The sequence below is a fragment of the Sphingomonas sp. 2SG genome (assembly GCF_005503285.1).
GTDB lineage: Bacteria > Pseudomonadota > Alphaproteobacteria > Sphingomonadales > Sphingomonadaceae > Sphingomonas > Sphingomonas taxi.
Genome location: NZ_SCMZ01000048.1, coordinates 13049 through 30341, shown reverse-complemented (window position 1 = coordinate 30341; position 17293 = coordinate 13049). Strand labels below are relative to the sequence as shown.

14 protein-coding genes are annotated in these 17293 nt (G+C 70.1%); 6 read left to right on the top strand and 8 right to left on the bottom strand.

Features of this window, described 5'->3' with window-relative positions:
- Together FFS23_RS16320 and FFS23_RS16315 are read left to right on the top strand one after the other, a co-directional pair.
- A partial coding sequence (locus tag FFS23_RS16320) for an adenosylcobinamide-GDP ribazoletransferase (protein WP_171009528.1) occupies positions 1 to 301 on the top strand: 301 nt, incomplete at its 5' end.
- The gene (locus FFS23_RS16315) at positions 298 to 867 is read left to right on the top strand and encodes a histidine phosphatase family protein (protein WP_038665759.1); all 570 of its coding nucleotides are present in this window, start codon (positions 298 to 300) and stop codon (positions 865 to 867) included. The genes FFS23_RS16320 and FFS23_RS16315, both read left to right, overlap by 4 nt.
- Here the strand turns inward: FFS23_RS16315 and FFS23_RS16310 are convergent.
- From FFS23_RS16310 to FFS23_RS16300, 3 genes are all read right to left on the bottom strand, one after another.
- Complete coding sequence (locus FFS23_RS16310; protein WP_137899433.1) at positions 850 to 2835, bottom strand: ATP-binding protein; 1986 nt, start codon at positions 2833 to 2835, stop codon at positions 850 to 852. The two genes, FFS23_RS16315 and FFS23_RS16310, sit on opposite strands and share 18 nt — an antisense overlap.
- On the bottom strand, positions 2832 to 4331 hold the full coding sequence (locus tag FFS23_RS16305; RefSeq protein WP_137899432.1) for an ATPase domain-containing protein: 1500 nt from the start codon (positions 4329 to 4331) through the stop codon (positions 2832 to 2834). The genes FFS23_RS16310 and FFS23_RS16305 overlap by 4 nt, the downstream gene beginning before the upstream one ends.
- An 85-nt stretch (positions 4332 to 4416) precedes the next feature.
- Entirely contained in the window at positions 4417 to 6030 is a 1614-nt protein-coding gene (locus tag FFS23_RS16300) for a M28 family peptidase (protein ID WP_137899431.1), read from the bottom strand.
- 268 nt (positions 6031 to 6298) lie between these two features.
- On the opposite strand from FFS23_RS16300, the gene FFS23_RS16295 reads away from it, so the two are divergent.
- Positions 6299 to 7591, top strand: a complete 1293-nt coding sequence (locus FFS23_RS16295) for an Hsp70 family protein (RefSeq protein ID WP_137899430.1) — start codon at positions 6299 to 6301, stop codon at positions 7589 to 7591.
- Between the two features lie 83 nt (positions 7592 to 7674).
- Entirely contained in the window at positions 7675 to 9582 is a 1908-nt protein-coding gene (locus tag FFS23_RS16290) for a CocE/NonD family hydrolase (protein WP_137899429.1), read from the top strand.
- 4 nt (positions 9583 to 9586) lie between these two features.
- On the opposite strand, the gene FFS23_RS16285 is transcribed toward FFS23_RS16290, so the two are convergent.
- The 4 genes from FFS23_RS16285 to FFS23_RS16270 all read right to left on the bottom strand — a co-directional run bounded on the left by FFS23_RS16285 (position 9587) and on the right by FFS23_RS16270 (position 14292).
- On the bottom strand, positions 9587 to 11146 hold the full coding sequence (locus tag FFS23_RS16285; protein WP_249340722.1) for a sensor histidine kinase: 1560 nt from the start codon (positions 11144 to 11146) through the stop codon (positions 9587 to 9589).
- Positions 11131 to 11844 carry a response regulator transcription factor gene (locus tag FFS23_RS16280; protein WP_137899428.1) on the bottom strand — a complete coding sequence of 238 codons (714 nt, stop codon included), beginning with the start codon at positions 11842 to 11844 and terminating at the stop codon, positions 11131 to 11133. Before FFS23_RS16280 ends, FFS23_RS16285 begins: the two co-directional genes overlap by 16 nt.
- Positions 11841 to 13301: a DUF4153 domain-containing protein gene (locus tag FFS23_RS16275; protein WP_249340721.1), complete on the bottom strand. Its 1461-nt coding sequence runs from the start codon at positions 13299 to 13301 to the stop codon at positions 11841 to 11843. Before FFS23_RS16275 ends, FFS23_RS16280 begins: the two co-directional genes overlap by 4 nt.
- Positions 13302 to 13431: 130 nt before the next feature.
- Positions 13432 to 14292: an oxygenase MpaB family protein gene (locus tag FFS23_RS16270; protein WP_137899426.1), complete on the bottom strand. Its 861-nt coding sequence runs from the start codon at positions 14290 to 14292 to the stop codon at positions 13432 to 13434.
- Positions 14293 to 14345: 53 nt separating this feature from the next.
- On the opposite strand from FFS23_RS16270, the gene FFS23_RS16265 reads away from it, so the two are divergent.
- Positions 14346 to 15089, top strand: a complete 744-nt coding sequence (locus tag FFS23_RS16265) for a class I SAM-dependent methyltransferase (RefSeq protein WP_137899425.1) — start codon at positions 14346 to 14348, stop codon at positions 15087 to 15089.
- A 284-nt stretch (positions 15090 to 15373) separates the two neighbouring features.
- The gene (locus FFS23_RS16260) at positions 15374 to 15850 is read left to right on the top strand and encodes a DUF1440 domain-containing protein (RefSeq protein WP_249340720.1); all 477 of its coding nucleotides are present in this window, start codon (positions 15374 to 15376) and stop codon (positions 15848 to 15850) included.
- Between the two features lie 402 nt (positions 15851 to 16252).
- Here the strand turns inward: FFS23_RS16260 and FFS23_RS16255 are convergent, their stop codons facing one another.
- Complete coding sequence (locus FFS23_RS16255) at positions 16253 to 17293, bottom strand: sensor histidine kinase (protein WP_137899423.1); 1041 nt, start codon at positions 17291 to 17293, stop codon at positions 16253 to 16255.

The window sequence follows — 17293 nt, the reverse complement described above, 5'->3', positions numbered from 1 at the left end:
GTTGTGGGCGGTGCTGCTCGTCGCGATCCTGCCGCCGGTGGCGACGGGGACGGCGGCGCGGGCCGGCGGGGTGCCGCCGCGCCGGGCGCTCGCCGCGCTGGCGCTGACGGTGCCGGGCGTGCTGCCGCTGGCGTGGCTGAGCCCGCTGTCGCTGCTGGTCGCTGCCGCGATCGGCGTGGCGGTGCTGGGGTGGCTGGCGCGCTTCCTGCGGCGGCGGATCGGCGGCAGCACCGGTGATTGCCTCGGGTTCGCCGCCTACGCCGGTCAGCTGACGCTGCTGCTCGCAGTGGCGGCGGGATGATCGCGCAGGTGCTGCTCGTCCGCCATCCGCCGGTGGCGAAGGCGTGGGCGGGGCGGTGCTACGGTCGGTCCGACATGGGGTGGAGCCGCGACGGCGCGGCGCTGGCGCGACGGCTGGCGACCGAACTCGCCGCCGAACCGTTCGCGACGATCGTCCATTCCGGCGCGATCCGCACAAGGCGACTTGCCGGGATGGTCGCGCGGCTGACGGGGCGGCCGGTGCAGGACGATCCCCGCTGGCTGGAGCGCGATTTCGGAACCTGGGAGGGGCGACGCTGGGATGCGATCTGGCGCGAGACCGGCGACCTGATGGACCGGATGATGACGCATCCGCGCGACTTCCGCCCCGGTGGCGGCGAGACCGGGCTCGACCTCGCCCGCCGTGCCGGCGCCGCGTGGGATGCGCTGCCGCTTGCGGAGGACGTGCTGGTCATCAGCCACGGCGGGCCGATCGCGGCGATCCGGACGCGGCTCGCCGGTCTGCCGCTCGAACGGATGATCGCGGCAGTGCCGCCGTGCGGCGCGATCGTCCGTCTGCCGCGCCTGGGGTCAGCGGACGACGCGTAACCCCTTGGCGGTCTTGGGCGGCTGGTGGAGCAGCGCATCGACGCGCGCGGCGAGATCGACCTGGCGGAACGGCTTGGCGAGCCGCGGCACGTCGCCGGGCACGTCGGCGCCGGTCGCGGCATAGCCGGTGATCAGCAGCGCGGGCAGAGGGTGGCCGGTGGCGCGCAATTCGCTGATCAGCGCCGCGCCGGTTATCCCCGGCATCAGATAATCGGTGACGAGCAGGTCGACGTCGACGCCGCCGCGGATCGCCGCCAGCGCCTGGCTGCCCGATGCTGCCTCGACGACCTGATAGCCGATGTCGCGCAGCATGTCGGCGGTGGCGAAGCGGACGATGTCCTCGTCATCGACTAGCAGGATCTTGGCGGCGCGGCGCGCGGTGACCGGCTCGTTGCGATGGTCGGCGACCACCGCGGGTTCCTCCTGCGTCGCCGGCAGCCACAGTTCGACGCGCGTGCCGCGGCCCGGCTCGCTCGACAGTGTCAGCGTCCCGCCCGATTGCGCGGCGAGGCCGTGGATCATCGACAGGCCGAGCCCGGTGCCCTTGCCGACGCCCTTGGTCGAGAAGAACGGCTCGGTCGCGCGGGCCAGCGTCGCCTTGTCCATGCCGATGCCGGTATCGCTCGCCAGGATGCGGACGTAGCGGCCGGCGGACAGGCCGATGGCGTTGCGCTCGTCGACCGTCGCGCCGCCGACGGTGACGGTGAGCTGGCCACCGCCCGGCATCGCGTCGCGCGCATTGATCGCGAGGTTGAGCAGGGCGAGTTCGAGTTGGTTGGGATCGACCCGCGCCGACGGCAGATCGTCGGCGACCTCGATCGTCACCTTGATCGTCGGCCCGAGCGAACGGCGGATCAGATCGACCAGCCCCTCGATCAGCGCGCCGACGTCGACCGCCTTCGGCTGCAAGGCCTGACGTCGTGCGAAGGCGAGCAGCCGCTGGGTCAGCGTCGCGGCACGCTCGGCCGCCTGCATCGCGCCGCTGACCATCCGTTGCGTGCGCTCATCGTCCTTGTGCCGCCGCCGGACGAGATCGAGGCTGCCGACGATCGGGGTGAGCAGATTGTTGAAATCGTGCGCGACGCCGCCGGTGAGCTGGCCGATCGCGTCCATCTTCTGCGCCTGGGCGAGCTGGGCGTCGGCCTCTTTCCGCGTGGTGATGTCGGCGACGACGCCGGTCAGCCGTTCGGGCGCCCCATCGGCATCGTAGCGCATCCGCCCCTTCTTGCTGATCCAGCGACGGCTGCCGTCGGCACCCTGGATCGCGCATTCGACATCGAGCGAGCCGGTCCGCGCCGCATCGGTCAGCGCCGCAGCGATCTCGTCGCGCTGTGCCGGGTCGACATGGCCGATCAGCCGCTCGACCGACCAATAGGATTGCGGTTCGCCATAGCCGAAGATTTCATCGTGGCGCGGGCTGCGGCGGATATCGCCGCTGGCGACGTCGAGGTCCCAACTGCCCATGCCCGCCGCCTCGAGCGCGAATTCGAGGCTGTCGCGCGCCGCTTCGAGTTCGGCGGTACGCTGCGCCACCGCCGCCTCCAGCGTCGCGGCGGCAGTGCGCAGCTCGTATTGGCGCTGCCGTGCCTTGATCGCCGAGCGGACCGCGCCCAGCATTGCCTCGGCATGCAGCGGCCGTTCGAGCATCACGACGTTGCCGAGTTCGTCGAGCCGCTGCGCCGCCGCCGCCGAGCGCGGCGCGCGGCCGCCGTTGGCGAGCATCACGAAGGGCAGGTCGGACCAGGTCGGCTGCGCCGCGACCCAGGCGGCCAGCGCCGACCGGTCGCCGGCGACCAGCGCCTCCTCGGTGATCAGCACCGCGGCGACACCGCGCGCCAGTTCGGCGACGAGCGTCGCCAGATCGGGCACGATCTCCGCCGGGATCGCGCCGCGCCGCAGCAGGTCGGCGGCGACGAACGCATCGCGCCCCCGCGGCGCGAGGATGAGGACGCGGTCGTCCATCGTCATCCGCCACCGCCATCGGCCCGCGCGAGCAGCGTCTTGCTCTCGCCCGAAAAGCTCGGCGCGATGCCCAGCACGTTCTGGAACGACGCCAGCGGTTCGCCCAGATGGATGCCGCCGTCGCCGATGCGAAATTCCCTCATCGTACGCTCGTGGCGGGCGGTGCGCGTCTTGATGACCGAAATCGCCTGCCGCACCGCGCCGAACGCCTCGAAATAGCGGAGCTGGACCGCGGTGTCGGCGAGATAGCTGAGATCGATGTCGGCGCGCACGTCGCCGAGGATGCCGTGCATCCCGAGGATCAGCAGCGAGGCGACGCCGCGCTGGCCGAGATAGGTCAGCAGCTCGTGCATCTGGAGCATGAGGAACTGCTCGCTTGGCATCGATTGCAGATAGGCGTTTAGGCTGTCGATGACGATGATGCGCGCCGCATCGTCCTCGACGGCGGTGCGGACCGTCGCGGCGAATTCGCCCGGCGACAGTTCGGCGGGATCGATCGCGCGCAGCGTCAACTGGCCGTTGGCGAGATAGGGATGCAGGTCCATCCCCAATGCCTGCGACCGTGCGAGCAGCGTCGGTGTGCGCTCGTCGAACAGGAAATAGGCGGCATTCTCGCCGCGGCGCAGCGCCGCGATCATGCATTGCACGGTCGTCGTCGTCTTGCCAACGCCGGCGGGGCCGGTGAATAGCGTCGCCGTGCCGCGGACGAGACCGCCGCCGAGCAGCGCGTCGAACGCCTCCGACCCCGTCGACACGATCTCGAGGTCGTGCTCGGCCTGGTAATCGGCCGCGGTCAGCCGGGTATAGACCGTCAGGCCGCCACGCTCGATCTCGAAATCGTGATATCCCCCGCGGAAGCGCACGCCGCGCATTTTGACGACATGCAGCCGTCGTCGCTGCGCGCCGAATCCGGAGAGCGTCTGCTCGAGCGCAATCACGCCGTGCGCGATGCTATGCAATTGCAGGTCGTTGCCCGTCCCGCTCTTGTCGTCGAGGACGATCACCGTGCACTGGCGGGTCGAGAAGAAATGCTTCAGCGCCAGGATCTGGCGGCGATAGCGGATCGGGCTCTGTGCGAGCAGACGCAGTTCGGACAGGCTGTCGATGACGACGCGCGCCGGGCGCAGTTCGTCGACCTTGGCCATGATCGCGCGCACCGTCTCGCCCAGCTCGACTTCGCTGGGATGCAACAGCGTCTGTTCCTGATCGTCGCCCAGGCCATCGGCGGGCACCATCTCGAAGACGGTGATCGGATCGAGCGACCAGCCGTGCGTCTCGGCGACGGCGAGCAACTCCACCTTCGTCTCGGCAAGCGTGACGTACAGGCCGGCCTGACCGATCGCGGCGCCGGTGAGCAGGAAGCCGAGCCCCAGCGTCGTCTTGCCCGTTCCGGGGGTGCCTTCGACGAGATAGAGACGCTCGGGCGTCAGCCCGCCGTTGAGGACGTAATCGAGCCCCGAAATGCCGGTGGATGCCTGGGTCGATCGTATAGCCTGTGACAATCCGGTCTCCGTAAGACGTTTCCGGATGACGACGGTCCCGGTGCTGATTCTCGTTAGGAGTTTCGGCGTCTAGCGCCTAGCCGCGTCACCGTCGTGCCGTATCGGTCTTAGCGCGCTCCGCGGCAAAGGGTTCCGTGGCGTTCCAGCCCGGCCACGTCCGCCCCTCGGCGATCTCGCGGCCGAGCGCATAGGCGACGCTGCCTTCCTGCGCCGCGCCGGTCATGTCCCAGCGCGCGTCATATTCGTCGCAGGTCTGGTGATAGCAGCGCGCGTTATAGGCGCTGCGCTTCGCCTCGCCCGCCGCCATGCCGCCGGTGACGACGTCGCGGCCGGCACGGAAATAGACGCCCGGCACGCCCTTGGCGGCGAAGGCGTAATGGTCGGAGCGGTAATACCAGCCGGCTTCGGTGTTCTCCTCGGGGTCGACGCGCAGGTCCTGTGCCGCGGCGACGCGGGCGAGATCGGCCTCCAGCGGCGTGCGGCCGACGCCGATCAGCTCGAGATTGCGGGTGCGGCCGAGCACGACATGCGGGTCGAGGTTGAACTGCGCCGCGGTGGTCGCGAGCGGCAGCGCCGGGTGATCGGCATACCAGGTGGCGCCGAGCAGGCCCTTTTCCTCGGCGGTCCACAAAGCGAACACCACCGAGCGGCGCGGACGCGGTGCGGCGGCGAAGACGCGGGCGATGTCGAGCAGCGTCGCGGTGCCGGTGCCATTGTCGATCGCGCCGTTGCGGATGCGGTCGGCTGGCGGGTCGAAATCGTTCTCGCCATAGGCGTCCCAATGGGCGCCGTAGAGGATGCTGCCCGCGGCGGGATCGCTGCCGGGCAGGATGCCGACGATATTGTGGCTTTCGGTGCGATCGAGCCGCGTCGTCAGCGTCGCGCTGAACGTCGCATCCGGCAGGACGATGCCGGTGAAGTCGGCGCGCTGTGCGGCGCGCTTGGCCGCGGCATAGTCGAGCCCGCCCTGCGCGAGCAGCCGGACGCCGATGTCGTTGCGAAGCGTGCCGCGCAGGCCGAAGGCGGGCGGCACGCTGCCGGTATCGAGCGCATAGCCCGGCACCGCATCGCCGTTCGCCAGTTGCAGCCACGGATAGCTCGACGGGAAGGGGTCGTGGATCTGCACGAAGGCGGCGGCGCCGCGCTTCTGCGCCTCGGCGAGCTTGGTGCGCGCGGCGGGGCTGGAGGCGCGGCCGCCGAAGCCGAGGTCGCGCCCCGCCTCGACATCGGGATCGCCGGCCAGCGCCACCACCAATTTGCCGCGCACATCGACGCCGCGATAGGGATCGTAGCCGAGCCTGGGCTCGACCACGCCATAGCCGACGAACACCACGGGTATGCGGTCGAGCCGCGTCTCGCCGACGATGCGCGAACTGGCGGAGATTTCGACGCCGGGCCGCAGGGAGAGGGCGCTGCCGCCGAGGTCGAGCGTCATCTCGGCGCGCTCGCGCGTCCAGCGGAGCAGGGGAACGCGCTGGCGATAGCCCGCGTCCCCGGCCGGCTTGAGGCCGAGCTTGGCGAAGCGTTTTTCGAGGAAGTCGAGCGTGACCGGCTCGCCCGCCTGCGTCGGGCCGCGACCGTGGAAGCCGTCTGCGCTGAGCGTACGGACATCCGCCTTGATCCGCTCGGGCGAGAGGATCGGCGGCCTGGGATCGGTCGCTGCGATCAACAGCAGGGCGAGCGGGAGCAGGCGTTTCATGGCGGCGAAGGTGCCGCGGTTCCGGGCGGCGCACAAGCGGGGCTTGCGGAGGTTTCCGGGTGACGTTCGACTATTCCATTCGTCACCCCGGACTTGTTCCGGGGTCCACTGTGCGGCGAGGAGACCGGCTTGAGCGGATAAAGCGCGCTTGCGGCTGGGTGGACCCCGGAACAAGTCCGGGGTGACGGGCGGTTTGAAATCTTTCTGAGCCCACCGTGACCCTTTCCGCACTTGCGGCCCGCCCGCACGCCATGACAAAGCCGCGCGGATGCCCGCTTCGCTTCCCGCCCTCGGCCTCGACTTCGGCACGACCAACTCGGTCGCCGCGATCGCGCGCGGTGACGCGGCCGAACTCGTCATGCTCGACGCGCCCGACGGCGCGCAGGCGGTGTTCCGTTCGGCGCTGTGTTTCTGGGAGGACGGCGACGTTCGCGGCGGGCTCGCCTCCGAGGCGGGGCCGTGGGCGATCCGCGAATATCTCGACTTCCCCGAGGGCAGCCGCTTCATCCAGTCGTTCAAGTCGGTCGCCGCCAGCGCCACCTTCGAACATGCCAACGTCTTCGAACGTCGGTTGCGTTTCGAGGACCTCGGGACGCTGTTCGTCGACAAGATGCGGGCCCGCGCGCGCGGCCGGCTCGACGGGCCGATGGCGCGGGTCGTCGTCGGCCGGCCGGTCGCCTATGCCGGCAGCCGCCCCGACGAGGCGCTGGCACGCAGCCGCTACGATCTGGTGTTCGGCGCGCTCGGCGCCGAGGTCCATTACGTCTACGAACCGCTCGGCGCCGCGTTCAGCTATGCGGCGCGGCTGACCGAGCGCGCGACGATCCTCGTCGCCGATTTCGGCGGCGGCACCAGCGACTTTTCGGTCGTGCGCGTCGACGTGCCGGGCGCGGCGCGACGCTGCGTGCCGCTCGGCCATGCCGGCGTCGGCATCGCCGGCGACCGGTTCGACCAGCGGATCGTCGACCGGCTGGTGATGCCCTTGCTCGGCAAGGGCGGATCCTATCGTTCGTTCGACAAGGTGCTCGAGATCCCCGGCGGCTATTTCGCCGATTTCGCCGACTGGTCGCGGCTCGCGCTGATGCGCAACAAGCGGACGCTCGCCGAGCTGGAGAAACTGCGCCGCTCGGCGCTCGATCCCGAGGCGATCGGGCGGATGATCGCGGTGATCGAGCAGGAACTCGGCTACCGGCTCTACGACGCGGTCGGGCAGTTGAAGCGCGCGCTGTCGGAGGCGGAGCAGGCGCGTTTCGTGTTCGAGGGCGCCGGCCTCGCGATCGAGGCGGAGGTGACGCGCGACCAGTTCGAGGCGTGGATCGCGCCCGACATGCTGCGCATCGACGCCGCGGTCGATAGCGCGCTGGCCAGCGCCGGGGTCGAGGCGGCGGACATCGACCGCGTCTTCCTGACCGGCGGCACCTCGCTCACCCCGCGCATCCGCCGGCTGTTCGACGCGCGGTTCGGCGCCGAGCGGATCGCGACCGGCGGCGAACTCACCTCGATCGCGCACGGCCTCGCGTTGATCGGCTTGCAGGACGACATCGCCGCCTGGGCGAGCTGACGCGAGCCCGCCTGCGATATCGACCCTTGCCGTTCGCGTCCTGTCGCGCCTAGCATAGGTCACCCCTTCTGCCGGAGATTTCCATGCGCGCCATCCTGCTGTCCTCGCTTGCCCTGCTCTCGGTCGGCGTACAGGCGCAGCAACAGCCGGCGGGCGATATTCCGGCGCAGTTCAAGCTGGTCGACACCGCCAACGATTACATCAAGCGCGAAGTGATGATCCCGATGCGCGACGGGACCAAGCTCTATACCGTGATCGTCATTCCCAAGAATGCCACCAATGCGCCGATCGTGCTGACCCGCACGCCCTATAACGCCAAGGCGCGCGCCAACCGCAGCGACAGCGCGTCGATGCTGGCGACCCTGCCGCTCGCCGACGAGATTTTCGTCAAGGGCGGCTACATCCGCGTCTATCAGGACGTCCGCGGCAAATACGGGTCGGAAGGCGACTATGTCGTCACGCGCCCGGTGATCGGCCCGCTCAACCCGACCAAGGTCGATCACGTCACCGACGCCTATGACACGATCGACTGGCTGGTGAACAAGGCGAACCTGCCGCAGTCGAACGGCCGCGTCGGCATGATCGGCTCGTCCTACGAGGGCTTCACCGTGGTGATGGCGCTGCTCGCGCCGCATCCTGCGCTCAAGGTCGCGGCGCCGGAAAGCCCGATGATCGACGGCTGGATGGGCGACGACTGGTTCCATTACGGCGCCTTCCGCCTCGCCAATATCGCCTGGCTCGGCGGGCAGACCGGCTACAAGGGCAACGGCACCGTGCCGCCGACCGGCGGCTGGGACGATTACGACAATTTCCGCGAGGTCGGCTCGGCGGGCGACTGGGCGAAGAAGTCGGGCTACGACCAGCTCCCTTATTGGAAGCGGATGTCGCAGCATGCCGCCTATGACGACTTCTGGCAGGGACAGGCGCTCGACAAATTGCTCGCCGCCAATCCGTCGAACGTGCCCACGCTCTGGGAACAGGGATTGTGGGACCAGGAGGACATGTACGGCGCGACCACCGCTTGGGAGGCGCTGAAGGCGAAGGGCAAGGCGGGCAACAATTTTCTCGTGATGGGGCCGTGGCGGCACAGCCAGGTCAATCGCGACGGCCGCAGCCTCGGGCCGTTCCAGTGGGACGGCGACACCGCCGCGCAGTTCCGCGAGCAGATGGTGCTGCCGCTGTTCGACCAATATCTCAAGGACGGCCCCGCCGCGAACCTGCCGCAGGCGGCGATCTACAACACCGGCGAGAATCACTGGGACCGCCTCGCCAACTGGCCGCTCGCCTGCGAGAGCGGCTGTGCGGCGCCGCTCAAGCCGATCTATCTCCAGGCGGACGGCGGGCTGGGCTTCGAGAAGGCGGCGGCGGGCGGGGATAGCTATGTCTCCGATCCTGCCAAGCCGGTCCCGCATCTGCCGCGCCCGGTCAATTTCAAGGACGGGCGCTGGGGCGACTGGCTGGTCAGCGACCAGCGGGGATCGGACGGGCGGCCCGACGTGATGACCTATACGACGCCGGTGCTGACCACCGCGATGCGAGTGTCGGGCGCGCCGATCGCTGATCTTTATGCGGCGACGACCGGCACCGACGGCGATTTCGTCGTCAAGGTGATCGACGTCTATCCGGCGGAGAATGCCACCGATCCCAAGATGGGCGGTTACCAGCTGCCGATCAGCCTCGACATCTTCCGTGGCCGCTATCGCGACAGCTTCGCGCAGCCGAGCGCGATTCCGGCCAACAAGGTGCAGCATTACCGCTTCCGCCTGCCGACGGTGAACCACGTGTTCCAGCCGGGACATCGCGTGATGGTGCAGGTCCAGTCGACCCTGTTCCCGCTCTACGACCGCAACCCGCAGACCTATGTGCCCAACATCTTCTTCGCCAAGCCGGCGGACTACAAGAAGGCGACGGTGACGCTGCGCCGCGGCGGCGCGACGCCGAGCGCGGTGCTGTTGCCCGTGGTGCCGGTGGAGCAGACTCAGGCGCGGTAAGGGGTCAGCGGCGCGCAAGCGGCAGCGTCACGACGAACACCGCGGCGGCGCCATCGGCGAGATCGATCGTGCCGCCGCCGGCTTCGAGGAGCGAGCGGGCGATGGCGAGGCCGAGACCGGTGCCGCCCTCGCTGCGGCGGGTGGTGAAGAAGGGTTCGAACAAGCGCGCGGTGTCGCCCGCCGAAACGCCGGGGCCGTCGTCCGCCACCCGCAGCACCACCGCCGCGGCGGTGACGGCGCCCGCCACCAGCGCCACCCCGGCGCCCGCTTGCCGGCTGTTTTCGAACAGCGTCACCAGTGCGTGTTCGATCGTGCTGGCGGGTAGCGCGACCGGCGGCGGCGCGGCGGCCCAGGTCACGGTGATGGCGAAGCCGTCGCTGCGACAGGCGTCCGCGGTCCGTGCCACCACCGGCACCGGATCGGTCGCTTCGTCGACCGGCGCGGCCATGTCGGCGCGCGCCAGTTCGAGCAGCCGCGTCACCAGCAGCGCCAACCGCCCGGCATCGGCATCGGCATTGGCGAGGAAGCGGTCGCGATCCGCCGCAGCCATCTCCGGATGGTCCTGCATCAGTTCGATCGCGCCGCGGATGCCGGCGAGCGGCGTCTTGAACTCGTGGCTGACCGCATAAGCGAAATCGCGCAGATAGCGCGAGCGGCGCTCGATCGCCGCGTTCATCGCGGCGAAATCGGCATAGAGGCCCTGGATCTCGATCGCCGCGGTCGACGGCACCTCGGGTATCGTGCCGCGCCCGCTCGCCACCGCGCGCGTCGCCTGACCGAGCCGTTCGATCGGCCGGGTCACGCCGCGCGACAGGATGCCACTGAGCACCACCAGCAGCGCGAGGATCGCGGCGATGCCGATCGCGATCTTGCCGCGATCCTCGTAGATACCGCGGAACAGCGCGCGCGCCGATCGCGACACCAGCAGCACGCCGACGACGCGACCGTTGACGAGGATCGGCCGGGCATGATGGACGCGGATCGCCGCGGCGCGCGACAGCCATTCGAAGCGATAGACCGCGCGATAGGCGCCGTTCCGCCGCAGCACCGTCGTCGGCCGCCCGGCGAGCGCGGTGGCGACCTCCGGCAGGGCCGCATAGCTCCCGCGCCCGCCCGCCGCGATCCGGCCGCGCTCGTCGAGCAGCAGGATGCCGGCGAGCGTCGTCATCTGCGTCGCGTGCAGGATCGGCAGCAGGCGCGGCACCGCGCGCGTGACCGCCGCCGCGACCGGGCCGGCCGGCGCCGGGGCAGGGCGTTCGGGCAGGATCGGCGTCTGGCTGAGGTCGACGCCGTCGCCCGGCGGCACGATCGTCCGCGGCGACAGCCGGCCGTCGCCGCCCGGCCATTGCGCCGCCGCTGCGGCGGCGAGCGCCGCGCTCTGTGCGACCAGTTCCGCCTCGGTCTGGCGCACCAGCGTGTTTTCGTAGACGCGCAGGAACACCGCGCCGAAACCGGGCAGCGCGGCGACGAGGAACAGCGTCGCGAACACGATGGTGCGCAGCCGCAACCGCGGCCAGCGGCGTTTCGCCCACGCCTTGACCCGGCCGATCACGCCGCCCCGCACGCGCCCAGCCGATAGCCGATGCCGGGGCGTGTCTCGATCAGGTCGGCGCAGCCGAGACGCGCGAATTTGTGGCGCAGGTTGCGGATATGGCTATCGATCGTCCGGTCGGTGATCGCGAAGCCGGGACCGTGCAGCCGGTCGATGATCGCGTCGCGGCTGAACACCTTGGCGGGCATCGAGACGAGCAGACGCAGAATCGAGAATTCGGTGACGGTCAGCGTGACCTCGCGCCCCTCCCACAAGGCGCGCCAGCCGTCGAGATCGAGCCGCAGCCGGCCATGCTCGAGACCGCGCCCGTCCTCGACCGCGGGCGGGCGCGCCGCGGTGCGGCGCAGGATCGCCATCACCCGCGCGACGACCTCGCGCGGCGAAAACGGTTTGACGACATAATCGTCGGCACCGAGTTCGATGCCGAGCACGCGGTCGATCTCATCGTCGCGGCTCGACAGGAACAGGATCGGCACGTCGCCGTCCGCGCGCAGCCGGCGGCAGACCTCAAGCCCGTCCATCCGCGGCATGTTGATGTCGAGGACGACGAGATCGGGGCCGTGCGTGCCGGCGAGCGCGAGTCCCGCCTCGCCGTCGGCTGCCTCGATCGTGTCGAGCCCCGCCTTCTGGAAGGCGAAGACCAGCAATTGGCGGATATGGGGATCGTCGTCGACGATCAGGACGGTGCGCGGCATCGGGCACAGGATCATCGTTGCGGGTCCTTAGTCAATCGGCCGTCGCAGCTTCGCGGCGCATAGTGCCGTGGTGCGTCGATGCCAGCGACCGCGGCGAGGCGGCGCGCGTTGCGGAAGGTCCAGCCGTGCCAGCTCGCCTGTTCCGCCGCGGTGCTCGTCTGGATCGTCCAGCGCAGGGTGGCGAGACGGTCGCGCAATGCCGGCGTGCCGGCGTGGCGTTCGAGCGTCGCCAGTGGCAGCAGCGCCGACGATCCCAACCGTTCGAGATAGCAGAGATCAAGCGGCGGCCCGGCGCGACCTCTGGCGAGCGCGACGCGGACGTTCCAGGCCGCGGCGGTCGCACCGAGGTCGACGACGGTACAGGCGGCGAGCACCAGTGCGGCGGCGAGCGCATTGGCGTTGATGAGCCACGCCGCCGAGCGCGCGGCGAGCAGCCGCCACAGGATCAGCGCCAGCCCGGTCGCGACCAACGTCATCCAGATCAACGCGGCGAGGCGCAGCACGGTCATGCCATAAGCGTCGACGTAATCGATGAGGCGCAGCGCACTCGACGCGACGAGCAGCAGATTCTGCGCGATCCACACACTCACCAGCCGGCGCACCAGCGGATGCGCGGCGCTGGCGCTGCCCGGGCGGAGCGTGACCAGCACGAACAGCGCGGCGAGCAATGCGGTCACGATCAGCGCATAGGCGCCGCGATGCGCATAGTCGGCCATCGTCACGCCGGCGGGCAGTGGCGCGCCGCTCCATAGAAAGGCGATATCGAGCCCGTTCTGGATCGCGAAGATCGCGTTGAACGTCGCCAGCGACAGGATCAGCGTGCCGATGCCGGTCTGCGGCAGGGCGGGGGCGCCGGCAGGCCCGTCCCAGGCGGTGACCGCGGGATGCGGACGCAGCGTCATCCACACCGGCAGCAGCACTGCGACGGCGAGCATGCCGCGCCAGACGGCGGTTGCGGCATCGGGCAGCGCGATATCGGCGAAGGCCAGCGCGACGAGGGGATTGGCATTGGCAAAGAGGGCGAGGAACAGTGCGCCGCCGGCGATCGGCAGGACCAGCGCCGCGGCGACGGCGCGCAGTTGCACCCCCGGCACGCGGCGGCGGACCTGAGCGCGGCCGACCCAACCGAGATCGCGGAGCGGACCGACCAGCGCGGTGATGCCCAGCCAGACCAGCCGCACCGCCCAGGTCGCGGCATTGTCGAAGCGCCGCCGCGGCAGCAGCGCCGCGAGCGTGATCGCGACGAGGAACAGCAGCACCGCGAGTGGGCTGGGGTCGTCGATGATCGCAAGCACGAACGCCGCCGCGGCGGCCGCGGCGATGCTGGCAGCGCGGTCGCGGCGAACCGCGGGCCGCATCAGGCAGAGCGCCGCGACCCAGATCAGCGCGGCGAGCGACAGCAGGATCGAGGCGTCGGCGATCACCGCCTCGACCAGCGCGATCAGCGCGGCGGTGGTGGCGATCTTCGCCATGAGGGGGGTCGGTCGTGGTCGCGGCATGTCATCCTCCCGTTCGGAAGGACGGCTTGTCGGCCCGCGCGACGCTCGGGCGATGGTGCGACCGGTGCGCGGTCGGGGGAGACTTCGTGCAGATCCGGTGCAGTCAGCCCTGCGTCGTCGCGCGTTTGGCCGAGCCGTCGCGCAGCGCCCAGCGTAGCACCGAGGCGATGCCAGCGACGCCGGCGCGGACCGCAGGCTTGCCGAGCGGCGGGCGGTCGAGACCGTGCATCCGCGCCGCCCAGTCGGGGAGGAGGTCGATGCCGCCCTCCATCAGCACGGTCTGCGCGGGCGCCATCGCGAGGCTGGCGGGTTGCTGGCGGAGCAGCGCGCGCGAGACTTCGCGGGTGCGGTGGTCGACGCGTAGCTGCGGGCGGATCGCGAGGAGATAGGCGTCGAGCGCGGCGCGCGTCCTGGGTACGCCGGTCGCGCCGAGCCGCTCGGCGACGACGGCATATTCGGCAAGATAGCGGTCCTGCTCCGTCGCCGGGAAGGCGGGGTCGCGATAGCGGCGGTGCGCGGCGAGGAAGCTCGCGACCTCGGCGACATGGACCCAGGTGAGCAGGTCGGGATCGTTGGCGCTGTAGGGCGTGCCGTCGGGCAGCGTGCCGGCGACGCGGTCGTGGATGCGCCGCACCTTGGCGATCAGCGCCTCGGCGGTGGCGGTCGAGCCGTAGGTGGTGCCGGAGATGAATTGCGCGGTGCGACGCAGCCGGCCGAGCATGTCGCGGCGGAAGTTGGAATGGTCCCACACCCCCGCCAGCGCACCCGGATGGAGCATCTGGAGCAGCAGCGCGGCGACACCGCCCGCCATCATCGCGGTGAAGTCGCCATGGACGACCCAGGCGGCCGAGCCGGGGCCGAACAGGCCGTCGTCGCCGGGCGGGCGGGTGAGATCGACCGCGCCGTCGCCAAAACCGACCAGCCGATGCACCTGAGTCTGGATCGTGTCGCGAAGATCGGCCATGCTGTGTCATCTAGTGCGGCCCGGCGGCCAAACCAGTGACGGGAGACGTAACGATGCGCCTGGCTCTTTCGATGTTCGCAGCGGCGGCACTGACCACCGCGGTGGTGGCGCAGGACAAAGCGGCGCCCGCCGGCCCGGCGATCACGCGTGCGCTCGCCGATCCCGCCCGCGCCGATCAGGCGGGCGACGATGCGCGCCGACAGGCGGCGGCGGTGCTCGCCTTTTCGGGTGTGAAGCCGGGCGACACGGTGGTCGATTACCTGCCGGGCGCAGGCTATTGGACGCGGATCTTCACCGGCGTGGTCGGGCCGAAGGGCAAGGTCTATGCGCTGTGGCCCGCCGCCGGCGCGAAATATGCCGAGAAGAGCCTGCCGGCGTTGCAGGCGCGCGGCCTCGCCAACGTCGTCGCACAGGTGCAGTCGACCAACCTGCCGACCACGCCGCAGCCGGTCGACCTGTTCTGGACGGTGCAGAATTATCACGACATCCCCAACAAGGGCGCGGGCGAGCCGGCGTTGCGCGCGTTCGACGCGGCGGTGTTCAAGCTGCTCAAGACGGGCGGCACCTATGTGGTGATCGACCATGCCGATGCGCCGGGCACCGCGATGTCGGGTACCGAGACCAAGCATCGGATCGATCCGGCGGCGGTGCGGCGGCAGGTCGAGGCGGCGGGGTTCCGCTTCGCCGGCGCGAGCAAGGTGCTGGCCAATCCGGCGGACGACCATAGCAAGAACGTGTTCGATCCGGCGGTGCGCGGCAAGACCGACCAGTTCGTGCTGAAGTTCCGGAAGCCGTAACCGCCCATAGTCTTCCCCGTCAGCGGGAGGGCTACCTCGGATGACCTTTCGCAGTGTTGCGGCGGCATTTATAGTCCCGTCATGCCGGACTTGATCCGGCATCCCGCTTCTTCGCGCCGTTGAAGAAGCGGGACCCCGGATCAAGTCCGGGGTGACGGAGCGGGTTTGGAAAGTCGTCCAAATCATACGGATGGTCATATGCGATGGCCCTGCCCGATAGGGGAATTGGGGGCCTTTTGTTCGGGTTGCGCGTTACCTCGCCGACTTTTCGGAAGGGAATGCCTGTGCCGTCGTTGACCAAGACCCTCGCCGCCGGAATCGCCGGTGGCCTCGTCGCCAGCCTGGCGATGAACCTGTTCCAGTCGGTGAGCGCGCCGGCGTTCGGGCAGACGGGGAGCAACGACGATCCCTCGACGGTCAAGGCGGCGGACAGCGCCAAGCAGGCCGTCACCGGCGATGCGGTGACGCAGAAGCATCGCGCGGCGGCGGGCAGTCTCGTCCATTACGCGACCGGCGCCGCGCTTGGTGCGGGCTATGCGCTGGCGGTGCGGCAATGGCCCGAGTCGAACGCCGGGTTCGGATCGGCGTTCGGGGTCGGCGTCGCGACGATGCTCGACGACGTCGCGGTGCCGGCGTTCGGCTGGGGTCCGGGGCCGACCGAGACGCCGCCGGAAACGCATGCCTACGGGCTGGTCAGCCATGTGGTGTTCGGGCTGGTGCTGGAAGGCACCCGACGGGCGATCGTCGAGGCGCTCGACTGAGTCGAATTGCGGCAGGATTGCGGCAACGTGGACAAGATGGACACCTTAACGGAAACGATCCGGATCGATCGTTTCCGATTTGATGGTGATAGACGGACGATGGGATAACGCATCTGGCCATTTGCTTGCTCTTGTCCTTTCCCGCCGCGGGGTGGGACAGCGACGGGGCCGTGATGGAGAAACACCACCGAGGACGTCGCTTACCTCCCCCTCCGTCATGCCTTCGGCATGCCACAGTGCCGGGTCGCCCATGCCCCCGGCATGGGCTTGGATTGCCGGGGGCAATCCACCCCGGCACTCCCCGGCGGGGGAGGATTTAGCCGCCGCTTAGGACGCTTGGCAGGTGTAGGACAGGGGTGGGCGATTTCCCTTGCAAGAGAAGGCGGTGGCGTCAGTGGCGTCCTATACCGCGGCGCGCAGGGTGGCGCGGACGCCTTGGGGGCGGGGTTCGTATTCGACGATCGTCTGCAGGCTCTGCGCCATCGCGCGGATCAGCTTGGTGCCGAGGCCGGTGCCCTTCGGCGTCGCTTCGGCGGGCATGCCGCAGCCGTCGTCCTCGACCGAGAGACGGAAGGCCCGGTCGCCGTCCGCCGCCAGCATCACGCGGATCTCGCCGCCGTCGCCGGCGGGATAGGCATATTTGCAGGCGTTGGTGACGAGTTCGGTGACGATGACGCCGAGCGAGACCGCCTTGTCGGTGGGCAGGCGGATCGGTTCGGCGGCGACGCGTAGCGCGTGCGGGGCGTCACCGCTGGTCAGCGTATCGGCGAGTTCGGCGACGAGCGAGCCGAGATAGTCGCGCATGTCGACGCTCTCGACGTCATTGGCCGAATAGAGGCGGCGGTGGACCTGCGCGATCGCGCCGATCCGCCGTTGCGTATCGTCGAGCGCGGCGCGCGCGGTCGGATCGGCGAGCGCGCCCGCCTGCAACCGCACCATCGCCGAGACGAGCTGGAGCGAATTGGCGACGCGATGATTGACCTCGCCGAGCAACGCCTCGAGCCGCGCGTTGCTGGCGCGCAGATCCTCCTCGGCGCGCGCCTTCTCGAGCGCCAGCCGGCTGCGGTCGAGCACCTGATCGAAACTGGCGGCGAGCAGGTCGAAGAAGTCGTCGCCGATCGTCTTGACGACGTAATCGGCGGCCCCCGCCTTGAGCGCGGCGACCGCGATCCGCCCTTCGTCCGACCCGGTGACGTAGACGACCGGCGGCATGACGGGGAGCGCGGCGAGCCGTTCGAGCGTCTCCAGCCCGTCCATCCCCGGCATGTAATGATCGACCGCGATCAGGTCGAACGGCTGCGACGCCGCCAGCACCAGCCCCTCGGCGCCGCCCTCCGCGGTGGTGACGCGATAGCCGCGCCGCGCCAGCCCGCGCGCGGCGAGGCGGCGGATGCCGTCGTCGTCGTCGATATAGAGTACGCTGGGGTTGGCGGCTTCGGCCAG

Excerpts from the sequence above, each read along its gene's own strand:
- FFS23_RS16295 (WP_137899430.1), top strand. The coding sequence starts at position 6,299 with ATGCCCGCTTCGCTTCCCGCCCTCGGCCTCGACTTCGGCACGACCAAC.
- FFS23_RS16315 (WP_038665759.1), top strand. The coding sequence starts at position 298 with ATGATCGCGCAGGTGCTGCTCGTCCGCCATCCGCCGGTGGCGAAGGCG.
- FFS23_RS16310 (WP_137899433.1), bottom strand. The coding sequence starts at position 2,835 with ATGACGATGGACGACCGCGTCCTCATCCTCGCGCCGCGGGGGCGCGAT.
- FFS23_RS16275 (WP_249340721.1), bottom strand. The coding sequence starts at position 13,301 with ATGGCGAAGATCGCCACCACCGCCGCGCTGATCGCGCTGGTCGAGGCG.
- FFS23_RS16290 (WP_137899429.1), top strand. The coding sequence starts at position 7,675 with ATGCGCGCCATCCTGCTGTCCTCGCTTGCCCTGCTCTCGGTCGGCGTA.
- FFS23_RS16300 (WP_137899431.1), bottom strand. The coding sequence starts at position 6,030 with ATGAAACGCCTGCTCCCGCTCGCCCTGCTGTTGATCGCAGCGACCGAT.
- FFS23_RS16265 (WP_137899425.1), top strand. The coding sequence starts at position 14,346 with ATGCGCCTGGCTCTTTCGATGTTCGCAGCGGCGGCACTGACCACCGCG.
- FFS23_RS16280 (WP_137899428.1), bottom strand. The coding sequence starts at position 11,844 with ATGATCCTGTGCCCGATGCCGCGCACCGTCCTGATCGTCGACGACGAT.
- FFS23_RS16270 (WP_137899426.1), bottom strand. The coding sequence starts at position 14,292 with ATGGCCGATCTTCGCGACACGATCCAGACTCAGGTGCATCGGCTGGTC.